This window comes from Salmonella sp. NW38 (assembly GCF_051807745.1).
GTDB lineage: Bacteria > Pseudomonadota > Gammaproteobacteria > Enterobacterales > Enterobacteriaceae > Salmonella > Salmonella enterica.
Genome location: NZ_JAMMTO010000007.1, coordinates 240,364 through 262,084 on the forward strand (window position 1 = coordinate 240,364; position 21,721 = coordinate 262,084).

General features: G+C 53.1%; 17 protein-coding genes. 7 read left to right on the top strand and 10 right to left on the bottom strand.

Annotated features, from left to right (window positions below; genetic code table 11):
* Positions 1-49 precede the first annotated feature (49 nt).
* On the top strand, positions 50-2,806 hold the full coding sequence (barA, locus tag NA624_RS14455; protein WP_000186399.1) for a two-component sensor histidine kinase BarA: 2,757 nt from the start codon (positions 50-52) through the stop codon (positions 2,804-2,806).
* Positions 2,807-2,849: 43 nt separating this feature from the next.
* Here barA and NA624_RS14460 read toward each other — a convergent pair whose 3' ends face one another.
* The 8 genes from NA624_RS14460 to syd all read right to left on the bottom strand — a co-directional run bounded on the left by NA624_RS14460 (position 2,850) and on the right by syd (position 11,344).
* The gene (locus NA624_RS14460; RefSeq protein WP_000706486.1) at positions 2,850-3,992 is read right to left on the bottom strand and encodes a glycerate kinase; all 1,143 of its coding nucleotides are present in this window, start codon (positions 3,990-3,992) and stop codon (positions 2,850-2,852) included.
* A gap of 77 nt (positions 3,993-4,069) precedes the next feature.
* Positions 4,070-5,410, bottom strand: a complete 1,341-nt coding sequence (gudD, locus tag NA624_RS14465) for a glucarate dehydratase (RefSeq protein WP_000107109.1) — start codon at positions 5,408-5,410, stop codon at positions 4,070-4,072.
* A 20-nt stretch (positions 5,411-5,430) separates the two neighbouring features.
* Entirely contained in the window at positions 5,431-6,771 is a 1,341-nt protein-coding gene (locus NA624_RS14470) for an enolase C-terminal domain-like protein (protein WP_000211804.1), read from the bottom strand.
* A complete protein-coding gene (gudP, locus tag NA624_RS14475; protein ID WP_000097015.1) occupies positions 6,768-8,126 on the bottom strand; it encodes a galactarate/glucarate/glycerate transporter GudP in 1,359 nt (452 codons plus the stop codon). The genes NA624_RS14470 and gudP overlap by 4 nt, the downstream gene beginning before the upstream one ends.
* Before the next feature lie 481 nt (positions 8,127-8,607).
* Complete coding sequence (locus NA624_RS14480) at positions 8,608-9,057, bottom strand: flavodoxin (RefSeq protein WP_000807738.1); 450 nt, start codon at positions 9,055-9,057, stop codon at positions 8,608-8,610.
* Between the two features lie 18 nt (positions 9,058-9,075).
* Entirely contained in the window at positions 9,076-9,858 is a 783-nt protein-coding gene (truC, locus tag NA624_RS14485; protein WP_000890030.1) for a tRNA pseudouridine(65) synthase TruC, read from the bottom strand.
* Positions 9,858-10,187: a YqcC family protein gene (locus tag NA624_RS14490; protein ID WP_000207010.1), complete on the bottom strand. Its 330-nt coding sequence runs from the start codon at positions 10,185-10,187 to the stop codon at positions 9,858-9,860. The genes truC and NA624_RS14490 overlap by 1 nt, the downstream gene beginning before the upstream one ends.
* A gap of 611 nt (positions 10,188-10,798) precedes the next feature.
* Positions 10,799-11,344, bottom strand: coding sequence for a SecY-interacting protein (gene syd / locus NA624_RS14495; RefSeq protein ID WP_000343990.1), 546 nt, complete (start codon positions 11,342-11,344; stop codon positions 10,799-10,801).
* A 68-nt stretch (positions 11,345-11,412) separates the two neighbouring features.
* Between syd and queF the strand changes: the two genes are divergently transcribed.
* The 5 genes from queF (at position 11,413) to xni (ending at position 17,944) form a co-directional block, all read left to right on the top strand.
* Positions 11,413-12,261, top strand: a complete 849-nt coding sequence (gene queF, locus NA624_RS14500; protein WP_000100465.1) for an NADPH-dependent 7-cyano-7-deazaguanine reductase QueF — start codon at positions 11,413-11,415, stop codon at positions 12,259-12,261.
* Positions 12,262-12,374: 113 nt separating this feature from the next.
* Positions 12,375-13,739: a nucleotide 5'-monophosphate nucleosidase PpnN gene (gene ppnN, locus NA624_RS14505; RefSeq protein ID WP_000627973.1), complete on the top strand. Its 1,365-nt coding sequence runs from the start codon at positions 12,375-12,377 to the stop codon at positions 13,737-13,739.
* A gap of 564 nt (positions 13,740-14,303) precedes the next feature.
* Positions 14,304-15,593 (top strand): HAAAP family serine/threonine permease SdaC, encoded by a 1,290-nt coding sequence (gene sdaC / locus NA624_RS14510; RefSeq protein ID WP_000450462.1) that lies wholly within the window; start codon positions 14,304-14,306, stop codon positions 15,591-15,593.
* Between the two features lie 58 nt (positions 15,594-15,651).
* Positions 15,652-17,019, top strand: a complete 1,368-nt coding sequence (gene sdaB / locus NA624_RS14515; protein WP_000626384.1) for an L-serine ammonia-lyase II — start codon at positions 15,652-15,654, stop codon at positions 17,017-17,019.
* Positions 17,020-17,188: 169 nt separating this feature from the next.
* A complete protein-coding gene (gene xni / locus NA624_RS14520) occupies positions 17,189-17,944 on the top strand; it encodes a flap endonuclease Xni (RefSeq protein ID WP_001528011.1) in 756 nt (251 codons plus the stop codon).
* A gap of 91 nt (positions 17,945-18,035) precedes the next feature.
* On the opposite strand, the gene fucO is transcribed toward xni, so the two are convergent.
* Together fucO and fucA are read right to left on the bottom strand one after the other, a co-directional pair.
* Complete coding sequence (gene fucO / locus NA624_RS14525) at positions 18,036-19,184, bottom strand: lactaldehyde reductase (RefSeq protein ID WP_000013550.1); 1,149 nt, start codon at positions 19,182-19,184, stop codon at positions 18,036-18,038.
* A gap of 16 nt (positions 19,185-19,200) precedes the next feature.
* Positions 19,201-19,848 carry an L-fuculose-phosphate aldolase gene (fucA, locus tag NA624_RS14530; protein WP_000440830.1) on the bottom strand — a complete coding sequence of 216 codons (648 nt, stop codon included), beginning with the start codon at positions 19,846-19,848 and terminating at the stop codon, positions 19,201-19,203.
* Between the two features lie 555 nt (positions 19,849-20,403).
* Here fucA and fucP point away from each other — a divergent pair.
* Positions 20,404-21,720, top strand: coding sequence for an L-fucose:H+ symporter permease (gene fucP, locus NA624_RS14535; RefSeq protein WP_000528622.1), 1,317 nt, complete (start codon positions 20,404-20,406; stop codon positions 21,718-21,720).
* The last annotated feature ends 1 nt before the right edge of the window (position 21,721 follow it).

The window sequence follows — 21,721 nt, forward strand, 5'->3', positions numbered from 1 at the left end:
TTTTTCTCAATTTAACAGTGTGACCCTAATTGTCCCATAACGGAACTCCATGACCAACTACAGCCTGCGCGCACGCATGATGATTCTGATCCTGGCCCCGACCGTCCTGATAGGTTTGCTGCTCAGTATCTTTTTTGTAGTGCACCGCTATAACGACCTGCAGCGTCAACTGGAAGATGCCGGCGCCAGTATTATTGAACCGCTCGCCGTCTCCAGCGAATATGGTATGAACTTACAAAACCGGGAGTCTATCGGCCAACTTATCAGCGTCCTGCACCGCAGACACTCTGATATTGTGCGGGCGATTTCCGTTTATGACGATCATAACCGTCTGTTTGTAACGTCTAATTTCCATCTGGACCCCTCACAGATGCAGCTTCCCGCCGGAGCGCCGTTTCCACGTCGTCTGAGCGTCGATCGCCACGGCGATATTATGATTCTGCGCACTCCGATTATCTCGGAGAGCTATTCGCCGGACGAGTCAGCCATTGCCGACGCGAAAAATACCAAAAATATGCTGGGGTATGTGGCGCTTGAACTGGATCTCAAGTCGGTAAGGCTACAGCAATACAAAGAGATTTTTATCTCCAGCGTGATGATGCTTTTTTGTATTGGCATTGCGCTGATCTTTGGCTGGCGGCTTATGCGCGATGTCACCGGGCCTATCCGTAATATGGTGAATACCGTTGACCGCATTCGCCGCGGACAACTGGATAGCCGTGTGGAAGGATTTATGCTGGGCGAACTGGATATGCTGAAAAACGGCATTAATTCCATGGCGATGTCGCTTGCCGCCTATCACGAAGAGATGCAGCATAATATCGATCAGGCCACTTCGGACCTGCGTGAAACCCTTGAGCAGATGGAAATCCAAAACGTTGAGCTGGATCTGGCGAAAAAGCGTGCCCAGGAAGCGGCGCGTATTAAGTCGGAGTTCCTGGCGAACATGTCTCACGAACTGCGAACGCCGCTGAACGGCGTCATTGGCTTTACCCGCCTGACATTAAAAACGGAGCTGAACCCCACCCAGCGTGACCATCTGAACACCATTGAGCGTTCCGCGAATAATCTGCTGGCAATCATTAATGACGTGCTCGATTTCTCCAAGCTGGAAGCCGGTAAGCTCATTCTGGAAAGTATCCCTTTTCCACTGCGCAACACGCTGGATGAAGTGGTTACGCTGCTGGCCCACTCGTCGCATGATAAAGGGCTGGAGTTGACGTTAAATATTAAAAACGACGTCCCGGATAATGTGATTGGCGACCCGCTGCGCCTGCAACAGGTCATTACTAATCTGGTGGGTAATGCCATTAAGTTCACCGAGAGTGGCAATATCGATATTCTGGTAGAAAAGCGGGCGCTCAGTAACACCAAAGTACAGATTGAAGTGCAGATCCGCGATACGGGGATCGGCATTCCAGAACGCGACCAGTCGCGACTGTTTCAGGCGTTTCGCCAGGCCGATGCCAGTATTTCTCGCCGTCACGGCGGCACCGGGCTTGGGCTGGTGATTACGCAAAAGCTGGTCAACGAAATGGGCGGGGATATCTCTTTCCACAGCCAGCCTAATCGCGGCTCGACCTTCTGGTTTCATATTAATCTTGATCTTAACCCAAATGTTATTATTGACGGGCCGTCGACCGCATGTCTGGCCGGAAAACGGCTGGCTTATGTCGAACCGAATGCTACCGCCGCGCAATGTACCCTGGATCTACTGAGCGACACGCCGGTGGAGGTGGTTTACAGCCCGACCTTCTCCGCGCTGCCGTTAGCGCACTACGATATTATGATTTTGAGCGTTCCGGTGACCTTCCGCGAGCCGCTCACCATGCAGCATGAACGTCTGGCGAAAGCGGCGTCAATGACGGACTTTCTACTGCTGGCGCTACCTTGCCATGCGCAAATTAACGCCGAAAAGCTGAAACAAGGAGGCGCGGCGGCCTGTCTGTTAAAACCATTGACGTCAACGCGCCTGTTGCCAGCGCTGACGGAATATTGCCAGTTGAATCACCATCCTGAACCGCTGCTAATGGATACCAGTAAAATCACCATGACGGTTATGGCGGTTGATGATAATCCCGCTAATCTGAAGCTTATCGGCGCGTTACTGGAAGATAAAGTCCAGCACGTAGAGCTTTGTGATAGCGGACATCAGGCGGTGGATCGGGCGAAACAAATGCAGTTTGATCTGATTTTGATGGATATTCAGATGCCGGATATGGACGGCATACGCGCCTGCGAGTTAATTCACCAGCTTCCTCATCAGCAGCAAACACCGGTTATTGCCGTTACGGCACATGCGATGGCCGGGCAAAAAGAGAAGTTGCTCAGCGCGGGCATGAACGACTATCTGGCTAAACCGATAGAAGAAGAGAAGTTGCATAATCTGTTGCTGCGCTATAAACCCGGCGCCAACGTAGCAGCGCGCCTGATGGCGCCGGAACCGGCTGAGTTTATCTTCAATCCGAATGCGACGCTCGACTGGCAGCTTGCGCTCCGCCAGGCTGCCGGTAAGCCCGATCTGGCACGGGATATGCTGCAAATGCTGATTGATTTTCTGCCGGAAGTGCGCAACAAAATTGAAGAACAACTGGTGGGAGAAAACCCCAACGGTCTGGTCGATCTGATCCATAAGCTACACGGGAGCTGCGGCTATAGCGGCGTACCGCGGATGAAGAACCTTTGCCAGCTTATTGAGCAACAGCTTCGCAGCGGCGTCCACGAAGAGGAGCTGGAGCCTGAGTTTCTGGAGCTGCTGGATGAGATGGATAATGTCGCGCGTGAAGCGAAGAAGATATTGGGCTGATATTCGCCGGATGGCGGCATGACCGCCTTATCCGGCCTATAACTCAGCGTAACTGTTGCCCCGCTTTCAGCGTTGCAGCCACGTTGCGCGCGGTCATTCGTACGTTTTCACTCGCATTCTTCAGCGCGTCCTCCAGCGTACAGATGGTATAAATCACGCTGAAAACGGCATCAAGCCCATGTTCATGAACCACGCCAACATCCGCCGTCAGGCTACCCGCAATACCAATTACCGGCTTGTTATACCGTTTGGCGATGTTTGCCACGCCAATAGGGACTTTACCGTGAATGGTCTGGCTGTCGATGCGCCCCTCGCCGGTGATGACTAAATCAGCATCCGCAAGACACGCTTCCAGATGAAGCGCATCGGTGACAATCTCAATACCACGCCGTAGCTGCGCGCCGCAAAACGCGTATAACGCCGCCCCCATGCCGCCTGCCGCGCCGCCGCCTGCCAGATCCAACACATCGACATGCAGATCGCGGGCAATCAAATGCGCATAGCGAGTCAATGCCGTATCCAGGCGTTCAATCATTTCCGGCGTCGCCCCTTTTTGCGGACCAAAAACCGCAGACGCGCCCTCTTTGCCGGTAAGGGGATTCGTGACATCGCAGGCGACCTCTATATGACACGCCGACAAACGCTTATCCAGGCCGCTGATATCAATGCTGGCGAGTGTTTCCAGCCCAATGCCGCCTTGCACAATATCATTGCCCTGCGCATCCCGTAGCCTGGCCCCCAGCGCCTGCACCATCCCCGCGCCGCCATCGTTGGTGGCGCTACCGCCGATACCAATAATGATATGCTCAACGCCCGCATCCAGCGCATGACGGATCAGCTCGCCGGTTCCCCATGATGTGGTCTTCAACGGATCGCGTTGCGCGGGCGGTACCTGCTCCAGCCCACTGGCGGCCGCCATTTCAATGAACGCGGAACGCGCATCGCCGGAAAGCCCATAAAACGCATTGACGCGATGCCCCAACGGCCCGGTGACCTCAACATGCACGATTCGACCCGCCGTCGCTTCAACCATCGCTTCGACAGTACCTTCTCCGCCATCAGCCAGCGGTAATTTCAGGTAATCGGCGTCAGGCCAGATCTCGCGAAATCCTTGTTCAATGGCGGTCGCTACCTCAAGAGCACTCAAACTTTCCTTATACGAGTCTGGTGCGATCACTATTTTCATAAGTCGTCCTTACGCATGTTGATCCTGTTAAGCATACACCCAGAGAAGGACCGGTTCCTTACGGAACCGGCTCTGACTTAACGCACCATGCAAGGACGCTTATTATCAAACGTCCAGCCAGGAATTAAGTACTGCATTCCCATCGCGTCGTCACGCGCGCCTAAGCCATGCTTTTGATAAAGCTCATGCGCTTTCATCACCTGATCCATATCGAGCTCAACGCCCAGCCCCGGTTTGGTCGGTACTTGCACCATGCCGCCTTTAATTTCAAACGGTTCTTTAGTCAGACGTTGGTTGCCTTCCTGCCAGATCCAGTGGGTATCGATCGCGGTGATCTTGCCCGGCGCCGCCGCGGCAACATGGGTAAACATCGCCAACGAAATATCAAAGTGGTTGTTAGAGTGCGAGCCCCAGGTCAGACCGAACTCATGACACATTTGCGCCACGCGTACAGAGCCTTGCATAGTCCAGAAGTGCGGGTCCGCCAGCGGGATATCGACGGATTGCAGCGACAGCGTATGCCCCATTTGACGCCAGTCGGTCGCTATCATATTGGTGGCCGTCGGTAATCCGGTCGCGCGACGGAATTCCGCCATCACTTCACGTCCGGAAAAACCCTGCTCCGCGCCGCACGGATCTTCTGCATAGGCCAGAGAACCTTTCAGGTATTTACCAATGCTGATCGCTTCGTTCAGCGACCAGGCACCGTTTGGATCGAGCGTGACGCGCGCTTGTGGGAAACGTTTCGCCAGCGCTACGATTGACTCGGCCTCTTCTTCGCCCGCCAGCACGCCGCCTTTCAGTTTGAAGTCGTTGAAGCCGTATTTTTCATAGGCGGCTTCCGCCAGACGCACTACCGTTTCCGGCGTCATCGCCTCTTCATGGCGCAGACGATACCAGTCGCATGGCTCATCCGGCTGGCTCTGATACGGCAGTGGCGTGGCCTTGCGATTGCCGACAAAGAACAGATAACCCAGCATTTCGACTTCGCTGCGCTGCTGACCGTCGCCTAACAGCGAAGCGACGTTGACGCCCAGGTGTTGGCCTAAAAGGTCAAGCATTGCCGCTTCAATACCAGTCACCACATGGATAGTGGTACGGAGATCGAACGTTTGTAAACCGCGTCCGCCCGCATCGCGATCGGCAAACTGGTTGCGAACGGCGGTCAGGACATTTTTATATTCACCCAGCGTTTTTCCCACCACCAGTGGGATCGCATCTTCCAGCGTTTTGCGGATTTTTTCGCCGCCCGGAATCTCGCCGACCCCGGTATGACCGGAGTTATCTTTAATAATGACGATGTTGCGCGTGAAGAACGGGGCATGCGCGCCGCTCAGGTTCATCAGCATACTGTCATGGCCCGCAACCGGGATAACCTGCATTTCAGTCACTACAGGCGTCGTAAATTGAGTACTCATAACTGTGTCCTTATTCAGAATTAGTGACGACCAAAAACAGGGCGTTTGCGGTCAAAAGTCCAGCCGGGGATCAGGTATTGCATCGGGCCTGCATCATTACGCGCGCCGCCTGGCAGCGTTTTATACGCGTCATGCGCTTTTCGCACCTGTTCCCAGTCAAGCTCCACGCCCAGTCCTGGCGCATCCGGAACGGCAATTTTGCCGTTTTTAATTTCCAGCGGATTTTTAGTCAGGCGGCAATCGCCCTCCTGCCAGATCCAGTGCGTATCAATAGCGGTGGGTTTGCCTGGCGCCGCCGCGCCGACATGGGTAAACATCGCCAGTGAAATATCAAAATGGTTATTCGAATGGCAGCCCCAGGTTAGCCCCCAGTCATCGCACAGTTGCGCCACGCGAACGGCGCCGGTGAGAGTCCAGAAATGCGGGTCGGCAAGAGGAATGTCTACCGCATTGAGCATCGCCGCGTGTCCCATTTCACGCCAGTTGGTGGCAATCATATTGGTCGCTACCGGCAGTCCTGTAGCACGGCGGAACTCCGCCATGACTTCACGACCAGAGAATCCTTGCTCCGCGCCGCACGGATCTTCCGCGTAGGTCAGTACATCATTCAGCCCTTTGCACAACGCAATGGCTTCATCCAGTAGCCAGGCGCCGTTCGGATCCACGGTAATACGCGCGTCCGGGAAGCGTTTTTTTAGCGCGCGAACGGTATCAATCTCTTGTTCGCCCGGCAGCACGCCACCCTTGAGTTTAAAATCTTTAAAACCGTAGCGATCCTGAGACGCTTCCGCCAGCCGCACGACCGCGTCGCTGTTCAGCGCTTCCTGATGGCGCAGACGGTACCATTCATGACTGCCCGGCGTGCTTTCCAGATACGGCAGATCGGTTTTAGTACGATCGCCAATATAGAAGAGATAGCCTAACACGGTGACGGCATCGCGCTGTTTACCGGGTCCTAACAGTTCACAGACCGGCACATTAAGCGCCTGTCCCAGTAGATCAAGCAGCGCCGCTTCCAAAGCCGCCACCGCGTTAACCCGCAGTTCAAACGTCCATGCGCCTTTACCAAAGGTGTCAAAATCAGCGGCCTGGTTGCCTTTATGCACCTGCTGCACCACTTTGTTCAGGCGGGCGACTTCCTGGCCTAATACCATCGGAATAGCATCGACCAGCGTCTGATAAATCACTTCTCCGCCCGGCGCCTCACCGACGCCAGTATGCCCGGCGTTATCGGTGAGGACGACGATGTTACGGGTGAAGTACGCGTTATGCGCGCCGCCGATGTTGAGTAGCATACTGTCATGTCCGGCAACCGGAATGACCTTCATGTCCGTAATAACGGGACTGGATTGCGTTGTCATGATAATTGTCCTGCGACAGGTTTCAGTTCAATACGCTTAATATCGCCTACCAGCACCAGATAGCTGATGATGGCCACCAGGGCATGAACGCCGACATAGATCAACGCGCCGTTGAAGGAACCGGTGGTGCCAACGATGTAACCAATCGCGATTGGCGTCACAATACCGGAAATATTGCCGAACATATTAAACAAGCCGCCGGAAAGACCGCTGATCTCTTTCGGCGCGGTATCCGCCATTACTGCCCAGCCCAACGCGCCGATACCTTTACCGAAGAAGGCCAACGCCATAAAGCCGATGATCATCCATTCCACGTTCACATAGTTACAGAACACCATAACCATTGACAGCAACATCCCCAGCACAATCGGCGTCTTGCGCGCGATATTCAGGGAGCCAGTACGACGCATCAGCCAGTCGGAAATGATGCCGCCCAACACGCCGCCGATAAAGCCGCAGACCGCAGGAACCGAGGCGACAAAGCCCGCTTTGAGAATCGACATGCCGCGCGCCTGAACCAAATAGACCGGGAACCAGGTAATAAAGAAATAGGTCAATGCGTTAATACAGTACTGACCGATGTAAACGCCAATCATCATACGAGAGCCCAGCAGCTGTTTGATCTGGCCCCATTTGACGCTAAACGGTACTTTCGCTTTGGTGTCTTTCTGATCCATATTGATCAGCGCGCCGCCTTCTGCGATGTACTCCAACTCTTTCTTATTTACGCCCGGATGGTTATTTGGTTCATGAATAACTTTCAACCAGATAAAGCTGATGATGATCCCTAACCCGCCCATAAAGAAGAAGACATGCGACCAGCCCACTTCGTGCGTCAGCCAGCCCATAATCGGCGCGAAAATAACCGTGGCAAAGTATTGCGCGGAGTTAAAGATGGCCACCGCCGTTCCTCTCTCCTGCGCCGGGAACCAGGCTGCAACAATGCGACTGTTGCCCGGGAAAGAAGGCGATTCCGCCAGACCAACCAGGAAACGAAGCGTAAAGAGGGCAACAATAATGCCGAAACCACTAAAGATATCGACAAAACCCTGCAACAGGGTGAAGACTGACCAAATGAAAATAGACCAGAAATAGACGCGTTTGGAACCAAAGCGGTCCAGCAGCCAGCCGCCCGGGATCTGCCCGATAACATAGGCCCATGAAAAAGCAGAAAAAACATAGCCCATGCCTACCGGATCAAGGCCGATATCTTTGGCCATTTCTGAGCCGGCAATGGACAATGTGGCGCGGTCGCCGTAGTTGAAGGATGTGACGATAAACAGCATCACCACTATCCAGTAGCGGGCGTTCGTGCGTTTCTCCGCACTGCTCGCCGCGTGACTTAATGAACTCATTGTTGCACTCCTGAAATTTCGCGTTAGCTACGCTCACTCTGAACTGCACAACCGGTAGGGAATCAGAGATAACGTTTCCTTGTTGCAGCTTTTATTAGGTCGTTTGCTTTGCACGCTGCATGCTTTTATTCACTGGCAGGAGAAGTATAAAAAGCGCGCCACACACACTCACCGTGCAACAACACAGTATTTTGGCGATGAATTACGCCTGTTTATGGCAAAAGCCCAGGACAGTGGAAGCCACTTCACGGAAATGAAATCAGAAGGCGTCAGGCGTCGACGCAGGAGGAATAAAAAGAGAAGAATGTGAAACAGGTCGCTTGATTACATGAAAACGCCCGTAAAAAACTGCCGCTTTTGCGGGCATATGCCCAAAGCTAACACGATTCAGTTACTTTATACTGTATACAGGTCGTGATTTTGCTTACTGGCAACGCAAGCAAACGAAAAGGTACCCTCCCGTAGGGGGGAGGGATTTACCTCAGGAAAGTAAAGTTCCCCAGTTTTCAACCCAGGGATTGGATTGGCTCTCCGGCTCCGGATGTTCGCTGGCGTCAATGAATAATATCTCCCCCACCCGCTGCGCGCTTTGCTCTTGCAACAGGGCATCAAACTGTTTGCCGCCATTACAGAAATTGGGGTAGCTGCTATCACCTAACGCAATCACCCCGTAACGCAGGTTTGGTTGAAAACCGACGGTATCTTTAATGCCGTGAAAGAGCGGCGCAATGCTATCCGGTAGATCGCCCTGCCCGGTCGTCGAGGTAACGACCAGCGCAACCTTATCCTGATATTGCTGCCAGTCGGACAGTTCAGGATCTTCAAACACGGTCGCGCTGTGGCCCTGTCTGGCGAGGATCGCTTCCGCTTCTTCCGCCACCAGCAGTGAGTTGCCATACATGGTCCCGACAAAAATACCAATTTCCGCCATTATGCGTATCTCCCTGAATTATGCCTGATGAGTCTCATCCTGCCGGGACGCCGCCGTAAACTCAACCCTTTCATTGTCAGGGAGAAGTCCACGCCAGCCAAACTGTGTCAGCGCCTGCATCCAGGTTTCATCCAACCCGGCCTGAATCATCAACGGCTGTCCGGTGAAGGGGTGCGTCAGTTCAAGCCGACTGGCATGAAGCATCAGGCGACGACAGGCAAAATGCTCTGCGGCGCTGCGGTTTTGTCGCAAATCGCCATGCTTGCTGTCGCCGATGATAGGATGACGCAGATGCGCCAGATGACGACGAAGCTGGTGCTTGCGTCCCGTTTTTGGTTCCAGCTCAACCAGACCATAACGCGTGGTGGGATAACGTCCGGTCGGCACCGCCATTTCGACCGTCGCCAGTCCGCGATACTGCGTTACAGCCGGCTGGGGCGCTTTATCCTCGCGGGCGAATTTATCAGCAATTTTATCGCGCTCTTCCACCAGCGGATAATCCAGTACTGCGTCATCCATCAGCCAGCCGCGCACAATGGCATGGTAGCGTTTACGGATGTGGTGCTGCTCGAACTGCTGCGCCAGACGGCGTCCCGCTTCGCTGGACAGCCCCATTAACAGTACGCCCGACGTGGGTCTGTCGAGACGGTGGGCGGTAAAAACATGCTGGCCGATTTGGTCGCGCACCGTTTGCATGACCACGACTTTTTCGTCGCGATCCAGCCAGCTCCGGTGAACAAGCCAGCCTGCGGGTTTATTCACGGCAACCAGCCACGGGTCTTGATAGAGGATCTCCAGCATCAGGATTTATCGCGGACGAATAGCGCATCCAAATCCTGCAAAACCGCCAGGATCGCCTCCCTCTGCGGATGATCCGCCGCCAGCGCCATTTCATAATAAGGGGCGACGGCGAACGCCTCGGGCAGCGGCTGCGCATTATCAAGTAGGGTATGCATACGAGGGATCAATACCCATTGCAGCCATTCCAGCGGTTCCATGGTATCCATAAAAAATGGTTGGGTGCTGGTAAACAGGTGCGCCTGCGGCGCATCCAGCCGCCAGTGGCGATGCTCGCGCAGCAGCGTTTCAAGCGCATGTAACTGCTGACGCACACGGTCATGAGTCGTCATGTTAAAAACCTCAATGATGAAAATCTGGCGCGAAGAATAACAAAAAAAAGGGAGCACTGTATAAACAGTGCTCCCGGTTCGTTTCGCAGCATTCCAGCTACTTTTCGTGCTCCCTGCTCATCCGTGACAACTTTTCCTGTGACCTTACGGCCTGTTCATCCTGAACGTTTGCATCCTGCGCACATCGCCCGATGTGATAGCTTCTTCCTGAAGCGTCCCTGGTCATCCAGACCCGCCGAACATCCTGATCGGCTCTCGTTCTCCGTCCTGGAGGTGTCCTTTAACGCATCCTGCGCTTTCCACTTTGCTTCATCCTGAAGCCTTTCCTTGTAACACCATCCTGGCGTGTCCTGCTGAAGCGCCATCATCCTGACGTTCGCTTCGTTGTACGACTCCCTGTCGACGAAGATAGAATCGCCTGTTTCACCTTGTCTTACAAGACACCTACAGACAATACCTTAAGTAAATTTTCATATGAAAGTGCGCAAAAACATTTTAACAGGTTGTTTTATATAGACTTACATAAGAAAACGGGACTCAGTATCCGCTGATATCCTGGCGATCTCCTACAGACTTTGTAAGAGATCTCTCACACCTGTTAGGGCAAACGATTACAGAAGAGGATTAAGTTGCGTAAGGAATTCCGCAAGCGTTGCGGCAAGAACGGTACGATTGCGGGTGCCCAGCGTTTCTTTAATCACCTCGCCGGACAGATTACAGACCGAAATGACCTCAAGCTCATTTTCCTGCGTCGCAATAAAAAGCGTGGGAGGAAGCTTGAGCCGCTTTTGCGTGACCAGGTGGCCTATCAGATTTTCCTGCACGCGCCGAAAGTCATCCTGACTCCAGGTTTGCAGTAGCGTAAGCTTTTCATCCGCGAACTGCGCGGGCATGTCGCCAGCAAACTGCGTGGTGTAAAACGCGTGGAGCGCAGGTTGTACCATAATATCGAAGGCGCGTTCAACCGCGTTTACATTTTCTTCGCCTTCAAAAGGTTGCGGCTGCCAGTAAACGGCATCGCGGGTTGAAGAAATAATGCACGGAGAAGGTACGCCATACAGTTCTTCGCTCAACGGCCAGCTACCGTGTTTTTCTTGCCACGCGTCGCAGTAACGCGTCGTAAAGGCTTTCAATGCCTGCGCTGTCAGTTCGTCCACCAGTTTCTCTCTTCATAAAAGCCAGGATACACTTGGCGCATAGTGTATCTGGTTTATGACGGTGAAACATGTCTTCTTATGAAAACCATCAGGCTCTCGATGGCCTGACTCTCGGAAAATCAACGGATTACCGGGACAATTATGACGCCAGCCTGCTGCAGGGCGTACCGCGCAGTTTGAATCGCGACCCGCTCGGATTAACAGCCGATAATTTGCCGTTCCACGGCGCGGATATCTGGACGTTGTATGAACTTTCCTGGCTTAACAGCCGTGGTCTTCCGCAGGTCGCCGTCGGGCATGTCGAACTGGATTACACCAGCGTTAATTTAATCGAATCCAAAAGCTTTAAACTGTATCTGAACAGCTTTAACCAGACGCGCTTTGACACCTGGGAGACGGTGCGCCAGACGCTGGAGCGCGATCTGCGCGCCTGCGCGCAGGGCAACGTTAGCGTGAGGCTTCATCGTCTTGATGAGCTGGAAGGACAGCCTGTCGCCCATTTCCACGGCACCTGTATTGACGATCAGGATATCAGTATCGACAACTACCAGTTTACTACCGACTATCTGCAACATGCGGTCAGCGGCGAGAAGCAAGTAGAGGAGACGCTGGTCAGTCATCTGCTGAAATCCAACTGCCTGATCACCCACCAACCGGACTGGGGCTCAATACAAATTCAGTATCGCGGGCGCAAAATCGACAGGGAAAAACTGCTGCGTTATCTGGTCTCCTTCCGTCACCATAATGAATTTCACGAGCAGTGCGTAGAGCGTATTTTTAATGACATTCTGCGCTTCTGCCAGCCGGAAACGTTAAGCGTTTATGCGCGCTATACCCGCCGCGGCGGGCTGGACATTAATCCCTGGCGCAGCAATGCCGATTTTGTGCCCGCCACGGGCAGGCTGGCGCGTCAGTAATCTTTTTTGTCAATTTTGCGTGCCGGATTGCGCATGTAAGGTTGTGAAAGGTCATCAGCCAGGGCTATTGTAATCAACAGGGAATGGCGTGTTGCGTCCCATAAGGAGTTTACTTGATTACACATATTAGCCCGCTTGGCTCAATGGATATGTTGTCGCAACTGGAAGTGGACATGCTGAAACGCACGGCCAGTAGCGACCTGTATCAACTGTTTCGTAACTGTTCACTTGCCGTTCTTAACTCCGGCAGCCTGACCGACAACAGCAAAGAGCTGCTGTCCCGCTTTGAAAATTTCGATATTAACGTGCTGCGCCGCGAGCGCGGCGTGAAGCTGGAATTGATTAATCCGCCTGAAGACGCCTTTGTTGACGGGCGGATTATTCGTGCGCTACAGGCTAACCTGTTCGCGGTGCTGCGCGACATTCTCTTTGTGAATGGGCAGATCCATAATGCCGGTCGTTTCCAGCATCTGGATCTTGAAAGCTCAACACATATCACCAATCTGGTGTTCTCCATTTTGCGCAACGCCCGGGCGCTGCACGTCGGCGAAGCGCCAAACATGGTGGTATGCTGGGGCGGCCACTCAATTAACGAAAACGAGTACCTGTATGCCCGTCGCGTCGGCACACAGTTGGGATTACGCGAGCTGAACATCTGCACCGGCTGCGGCCCTGGGGCGATGGAAGCCCCCATGAAGGGCGCGGCGGTCGGTCACGCGCAGCAGCGTTATAAAGACAGCCGCTTTATCGGCATGACTGAACCTTCCATTATTGCGGCTGAACCGCCTAACCCGCTGGTGAACGAACTGATCATCATGCCGGATATCGAAAAACGCCTGGAAGCGTTCGTCCGTATCGCACACGGTATCATCATCTTCCCGGGCGGCGTGGGTACGGCGGAAGAGCTGCTTTATTTGCTGGGGATTCTGATGAATCCAGCCAATAAAAATCAGGTGCTGCCGCTGATCCTGACCGGACCAAAAGAGAGCGCCGATTACTTCCGCGTGCTGGATGAGTTTATTACCCATACGCTGGGCGAAGCGGCCCGCCGTCATTACCGCATCATCATTGACGATGCGGCGGAGGTAGCGCGGCTGATGAAGAAAGCGATGCCGCAAGTGAAAGAGAATCGCCGCGATACCGGCGACGCCTATAGTTTTAACTGGTCGATGCGTATTGCACCGGATCTGCAGGTGCCGTTTGAGCCGTCGCATGAGAATATGGCCAACCTGAAACTGTACCCGGATCAACCGGTTGAGATTCTGGCGGCGGATCTGCGGCGCGCCTTCTCCGGTATTGTCGCGGGGAACGTGAAGGAGGTCGGGATACGCGCCATTGAAGCTAATGGTCCGTATAAAATCCACGGCGATCGAGAGATGATGCGTCGCATGGACGATCTGCTGCAGGGATTCGTCGCGCAGCATCGTATGAAATTGCCAGGTTCCGCCTACATCCCCTGTTACGAGATCTGCGCTTAGCGCTTATGCCCGGTTGCCGCCAGCAGCCGGGCGCTTCTCCCATTCCTTTCATTGCGGTATGGCGATTAACGTATGCCTTCATTTTTTATGATGATCATCAGAGGCATAGCCCGCATTGTTTTATAAACACCATTTATAATTCATCATAAATAGATTGCCAGGCAAACGTTTACCTCACTCCTCTTACCGTGATTTATCGGTCCAAACTCTTATTCTTCGTCAGAATTCACTAAAAACCTTGATTTTTATAGTCAAACCTCCGTATCTTGCGCCCCAATCTTTCCGGCCTTATATCGTTAATGGTAGCCTTCGCGCCCGGAAATTCGTTATGACGTTTTTTTAATAGATTAATGGTCCAAATTTATCCATGTAAGAAGCGGATTATTGCATTTGAGATCGGGATCACTGATAGATTCATCACTTAAATGTATCTTTCCGCCCGAAAATTATTACGGCGAAAAATTATATAAAAAGCGTCCCTAAGCAGATTTCATTTTACGATCAGGTCTTTTTTCATTGGATTAGACCAGCAACCTGATTTTTAGCATCCTCCAGGAGAAATAGATGGAAACCACTCAGACCAGCACTATTGCTTCGATTGACTCTCGAAGCGCATGGCGCAAAACGGATACCATGTGGATGCTGGGCCTTTACGGCACGGCAATCGGCGCGGGCGTTCTGTTCCTGCCGATCAACGCAGGCGTCGGCGGCATGATTCCGCTCATCATCATGGCGATTCTCGCTTTCCCGATGACCTTTTTCGCACACCGTGGTTTAACCCGCTTCGTGCTGTCCGGTAAAAACCCGGGTGAAGACATCACTGAAGTCGTTGAGGAACACTTCGGTATCGGCGCAGGTAAACTGATTACCCTGCTCTACTTCTTCGCGATTTACCCCATCCTGCTGGTTTACAGCGTGGCGATTACTAATACCGTGGAAAGCTTCCTGACCCACCAGTTAGCGATTAATCCGCCGCCGCGGGCGATTCTTTCCCTGATCCTGATTGTTGGCATGATGACCATCGTGCGCTTCGGCGAGCAAATGATCGTTAAGGCGATGAGTATCCTGGTATTCCCGTTCGTCGCTGCGCTGATGCTGCTGGCCTTGTACCTGATCCCGCAGTGGAACGGCGCGGCGCTGGAAACGCTGTCCTTTGATTCCGCCGCGTCTACCGGTAACGGTCTGTGGATGACGCTGTGGCTGGCGATTCCGGTGATGGTTTTCTCTTTCAACCACTCCCCGATCATCTCCTCCTTCGCGGTTGCGAAGCGTGAAGAGTACGGTGAAGGCGCTGAGAAGAAATGTTCTAAAATTCTGGCCTTCGCCCACATCATGATGGTGCTGACCGTGATGTTCTTCGTCTTCAGCTGCGTGCTGAGCCTGACGCCGGCAGATCTGGCGGCGGCAAAAGAGCAGAACATCTCTATTCTGTCTTACCTGGCGAACCACTTTAACGCGCCGATCATCGCCTGGATGGCGCCGATTATTGCGATGATTGCTATCACCAAATCCTTCCTCGGCCACTACCTGGGCGCGCGTGAAGGCTTTAACGGTATGGTGATTAAATCGCTGCGTGGTAAAGGTAAATCCATCGAAATCAACAAACTGAATAAAATTACCGCGCTGTTCATGCTGGTCACCACCTGGATTGTGGCGACGCTGAACCCCAGCATCCTGGGCATGATTGAAACCCTGGGCGGCCCGATCATCGCGATGATTCTGTTCCTGATGCCGATGTATGCCATCCAGAAAGTACCGGCAATGCGTAAGTACAGCGGTCATATCAGCAACGTATTCGTTGTGATTATGGGCCTGATTGCCATCTCCGCTATTTTCTACTCACTGTTCAGCTAAGTCCTTTAGCGCCGCTTACTGCGGCGCTTCTCTATGATACAACCGCAATGGATGCCCTATGATTAGCGTATTCGATATTTTTAAAATCGGCATTGGCCCTTCCAGTTCTCACACCGTCGGACCAATGAAAGCAGGCAAGCAGTTCACGGATGATCTGATTGCCCGCCATATCCTTACAGATGTCACCCGCGTCGTGGTGGATGTCTACGGCTCTCTGTCATTGACGGGTAAAGGCCACCACACTGATATCGCCATTATTATGGGCCTGGCGGGGAATCTGCCGGACACCGTCGATATCGACGCCATTCCGTCCTTTATCCAGGATGTGAACACCCATGGGCGTTTACTACTGGCCAATGGGCAGCATGAAGTCGAATTTCCGGTCGATAAGTGCATGAATTTCCACGCCGACAACCTGTCTCTGCATGAAAACGGGATGCGTATTACCGCGCTGGCGGGCGATAAGGTGCTCTACAGCCAAACCTACTACTCCATTGGCGGCGGCTTTATCGTCGATGAAGAGCACTTTGGTTTGACGAATAGCGAACCTGTTAACGTGCCGTACCCTTACAAAACCGCCGCGGATTTACAGCGCCACTGCCAGGAGACGGGTCTGTCGCTCTCCGGTCTGATGATGCAAAACGAACTGGCCCTGCACAGTAAAGAAGCGCTGGAGCAGCACTTCGCCAGGGTCTGGGAGGTAATGCGCAGCGGTATTGAGCGCGGTATCACCACCGAGGGCGTATTGCCGGGCAAACTGCGCGTTCCGCGTCGCGCGGCGGCGCTGCGTCGGGTGCTGGTCAGTCAGGATAAGACCACCACCGATCCGATGGCGGTCGTCGACTGGATCAATATGTTCGCGCTGGCGGTGAACGAAGAGAATGCCGCAGGCGGACGAGTAGTCACTGCGCCGACTAACGGCGCATGTGGTATTGTTCCGGCGGTGCTGGCGTACTATGACAAGTTTATCCGCGAAGTAAATGCTAACTCACTTGCTCGCTATATGCTGGTCGCCAGCGCGATTGGCTCGCTGTATAAGATGAACGCCTCTATTTCCGGCGCCGAAGTGGGTTGTCAGGGAGAGGTCGGCGTGGCCTGTTCCATGGCGGCAGCGGGTCTGGCCGAGCTGCTGGGCGGTAGTCCGGCGCAGGTGTGTATCGCCGCAGAAATCGCCATGGAGCATAATCTGGGGTTAACTTGCGATCCGGTTGCCGGTCAGGTACAGGTTCCCTGCATTGAGCGTAACGCAATTGCTTCAGTCAAAGCGGTCAACGCCGCGCGTATGGCGCTGCGCCGTACCAGCGAACCGCGTGTATGCCTCGATAAAGTGATTGAGACCATGTACGAAACCGGTAAAGACATGAACGCTAAGTACCGCGAAACTTCGCGCGGCGGCCTGGCGATGAAGATCGTTACCTGCGATTAATTCTCAGCACATTTTAGGATCTGTAGGCCGGATAAGGCGCTCGCCGCCATCCGGCTTTGTTGCCTGATGTCGCTTCGCTTGTCAGGCCTACGGATAGTGCTATTTCGCAATGCTCGCCTCCCCCCGCCGTGAATGTTACCCTACGCGCAGGTTTGTAAGGGAGAACACCGTGGCTGCTCATCTGCTTATCGTCGACGCGCTCAATTTGATTCGCCGTATTCACGCCGTTCAGGGATCGCCCTGTGTGGAAACCTGCCAACACGCGCTCGATCAATTGATTATCCACAGCCAGCCAACCCATGCCGTAGCGGTATTTGATGACGACGCGCGCAGCAGCGGCTGGCGTCATCAGCGTTTGCCGGACTACAAAGCAGGACGTCCGCCGATGCCTGACGATTTACATAATGAAATGCCCACCCTACGCGCCGCGTTTGAACAGCGCGGCGTACGCTGTTGGGCATCAGACGGTAACGAAGCGGACGATCTGGCGGCGACGCTGGCGCTAAAAGTTACCGAAGCCGGACACCAGGCAACCATTGTGTCAACCGATAAAGGCTATTGCCAGTTGCTCTCTCCGGGATTGCGCATTCGCGACTACTTCCAGAAACGCTGGCTGGACGCGCCGTTTATTGAAAAAGAGTTTGGCGTACTTCCCCGGCAGTTGCCGGATTACTGGGGTCTGGCAGGAATCAGCAGTTCGAAAGTCCCCGGCGTTGCCGGTATCGGCCCCAAAAGCGCGACCCAGCTGTTGATTCAGTTTCAAAATCTGGAGGGAATTTACGCCCATCTGGACGAGGTGCCGGAAAAGTGGCGCAAAAAGCTTGAGACGCATAAAGAAATGGCATTTCTCTGCCGCGATATTGCACGCCTGCAAACCGATTTACATATTGACGGAAACTTACAGCAGCTACGGCTGGCGCGGTAGTTTTGTTGCCGGATGGCGGCGTGAACGCCTTATCCTGCCTACAGGACTGCACGAAATGTAGAGCGGATAAGCGCAGCGCCATCCGGCAAAATTACCAGGCGAGATGATACAGTTCGACAATGTCCGCCAGACTCGCTTCACGCGGATTGCCGCCCGTACAGACATCATCGAACGCCGCCTGCGCCAGCGCCGGGATATCCTCTTTTCGAACGCCAACATCACGCAAATACAGCGGAATTCCCACATCGCGATTTAGCGTAAATACGGCTTCCACTGCGGCATTACGCGCCTCTTCAAGACTCAATCCTTCTACCTTCACCCCCATCGCCCGGGCGATATCACGGAATTTCTCGTTGGTAGACCCGGCATTGAAACGCATCACATGCGGAAGCAAAATAGCATTCGCGACGCCGTGCGGCGTGTTGTAAAACGCGCCCAACGGATGCGCCATCCCATGCACCAGTCCCAGCCCCACATTGGAAAACCCCATCCCGGCAACGTATTGCCCCAGCGCCATCGCCTCACCGGCCTCTTTTTCTCCGGCTACGGCGCCGCGCAGCGCGCCAGCAATAATCTCAATGGCTTTGATATGTAATGCATCCGTCAGCGCCCATGCGGCCCGGGTAATATAGCCTTCAATAGCATGGGTTAGCGCATCCACGCCCGTTGCCGCTTTCAGCGCGGGCGGCATACCGTCCATCATATCGGCATCGATAAATGCCGCCTGCGGAATATCATGTGGATCGACACAAACGAATTTGCGCCGTTTCTCTTCATCGGTAATCACATAATTGATAGTGACTTCCGCCGCGGTTCCCGCCGTTGTCGGGATCGCCATAATCGGCACGCTGGGTTTACGGGTCGGCGATAGCCCTTCCAGACTGCGCACATCGGCAAATTCCGGATTGTTACTGATAATACCGATCGCTTTGCAGGTATCCTGCGGAGAACCGCCGCCAATGGCGATGAGATAGTCCGCGCCGCTTTGGGTAAAGACCTTAAGCCCTTCCTGGACAACGGAAATCGTAGGATTAGGGATCACGCCCGCATAGATTTCCCACGCCAGCCCTGCGGCATCCATTCTGCTTGTCACTTTATCGACCACACCGCATTGTACCAGCGTTTCATCCGTAACAATCAGCGCTTTATGATAACCGCGGCGCGTCACCTCATCGGTTAATGCGTCCACCGCTCCCCGGCCAAACCATGCCGTTTCATTCAGAATCATTCTGTTCGCCATCGCCTGTCTCCTGACATCACTCTTCAATACGTAATCCGTAAGTTTTAAATTTCTCCAGTACGATAGCGATCGCCTCGTCATCCAGTACCGGTACCGGATCGACAATGGCCAGCGTACTTAAATAGAGCTGCGCCAGCACTTCCACTTCATGCGCCAGCCATAATGCTTTGTCTAAATTGTCTTCACAAGCGATAAGCCCGTGATGCTGTAACAGTGTCGCTTTACGATTTTTAAGCGCCACGGCAACATAGTCAGAAAGTTCGCGGGTGCCAAAAGTGGCGTAGGGCGCGCAGGGAATAGAGTTTCCCCCTGCGGCGGCAATCATGTAGTGAATTGCCGGAATCGGGCGATTCAGGATCGAGACTGCCGTACAATGGACAGCGTGGTTATGTACCACGGCATTGGCGTCAGGGCGCGTCTGGTATGCCGCCATATGAAAACGCCACTCGCTGGAAGGCAGTTTGCCCTGCTCATGCTGACCGTCTGCATCAATAAAGACAATGTGCGACTCTGTCAGCTTCTCGTAGGGGATCCCCGTCGGCGTAATCAGCATTCCGCCCTGATAACGTACGCTCACGTTACCTGCCGTCCCCTGATTTAACCCTAACCGCGTCATTTCCAGACAGGTATCAATAATCTGCCGCGCCAGTCTATTTCGTTCCATTATTTACCTCTCTCTGTGATTCAAAATGAGACAACAAAACCGCCTTTCGCATCGCACTGCTGTCCTGTTGAAATAATCGAATAGTTAGCAACTATCATCATACTGAATAAAGAGAAGGGAATTTAAATAACGATATTTTGTGATTCACATCAATTAATTCGCCACGATAAACCAGACGACTACCGTTTCTCTCGCCGATAAATGCCCGCTCTTAATAATATTTTTTTAAACGGGCAAAAATGAAGAATAAGTTACTACTGCCCGTTTTCGTGGCAATAATTTAATTCGGGCATTCAGTCTGTGGTTTTTTAAATTAAACATCTCAAACGGTCATTTTTTTATGAAAATTAAAGTGATGATAATCACAGAACGATCTGCTCTCAGGTATAAATGTGACCGCCATCATATTAAAAGGCCTTTTTTATTTGAAAATGAATCCATGAGTTCATTCCGGACGCCAATTTATTACCGGAAAGAAAAGCGAACTCACCTAATTTTACGGTCTGGTGACCAGAACCGACCGCACGCAAAAGCTTCTGAACCGATGAGGATGCTATGGGAAACACAACAATACAAACGCAGAGTTTTCGTGCTGTGGATGCAGAGCAAAGCAAGAGCAAGCGCTACATTATTCCATTCGCCTTACTTTGCTCGCTATTTTTTCTGTGGGCCGTCGCCAATAATCTGAATGACATTTTATTACCGCAGTTTCAACAAGCTTTTACGCTAACTAACTTTCAGGCTGGGCTTATTCAGTCAGCGTTTTATTTCGGTTATTTCGTCATTCCAATCCCCGCTGGGATTTTGATGAAAAAACTCAGTTATAAAGCAGGGATTATCACCGGGCTTTTTTTGTATGCTGTTGGCGCCGCATTATTCTGGCCTGCCGCCGAGATAATGAATTACACATTATTTTTAATTGGCCTGTTTATCATCGCCGCCGGTTTAGGCTGCCTTGAAACTGCAGCCAACCCTTTTGTTACGGTATTAGGTCCAGAAAGCGGCGGACATTTCCGGCTTAATCTGGCGCAAACTTTTAACTCCTTTGGCGCTATTATCGCCGTTGTGTTTGGGCAAAGCCTTATTTTGTCTAACGTGCCGCATCAATCGCAAGAAGCGCTTGATAAAATGACGCCGGATCAGCTTAGCGCCTATAAACACAGCCTGGTGTTATCGGTACAAACGCCATACATGATTATCGTCGCCATCGTATTAGTAGTTGCGCTGCTGATTATGCTGACCAAATTTCCGGCCCTGCAAAGTGACGATCATAGCGATGCTAAACAAAGCTCTTTCTTATCTTCTCTCTCCCGACTCATCCGTATCCGCCACTGGCGCTGGGCGGTGCTGGCGCAGTTCTGCTACGTGGGGGCGCAAACCGCCTGCTGGAGCTATCTGATCCGCTACGCCATTGAGGAGATCCCTGGAATGACGCCCGGTTTCGCCGCCAATTACCTGACCGGCACTATGGTGTGCTTCTTTATCGGCCGTTTCACCGGGACCTGGCTTATCAGCCGCTTCGCGCCGCATAAAGTGCTGGCCGCCTACGCCCTGTTTGCCATGCTCCTGTGTCTGATTTCCGCCTTTAGCGGCGGACATATCGGCCTGCTGGCGCTGACGTTGTGTAGCGCATTTATGTCAATCCAGTACCCGACCATCTTCTCGCTGGGTATCAAAAATCTGGGACAGGACACTAAGTACGGCTCGTCTTTTATCGTCATGACCATCATTGGCGGCGGTATTGTCACGCCAGTAATGGGCTTCGTTAGCGACGCCGCAGGCAAAATCCCGACCGCCGAACTGGTTCCGGCATTGTGCTTTGCCGTCATCTTCATTTTTGCCCGTTTCCGTTCACAAGCGGCGACAAACTGAA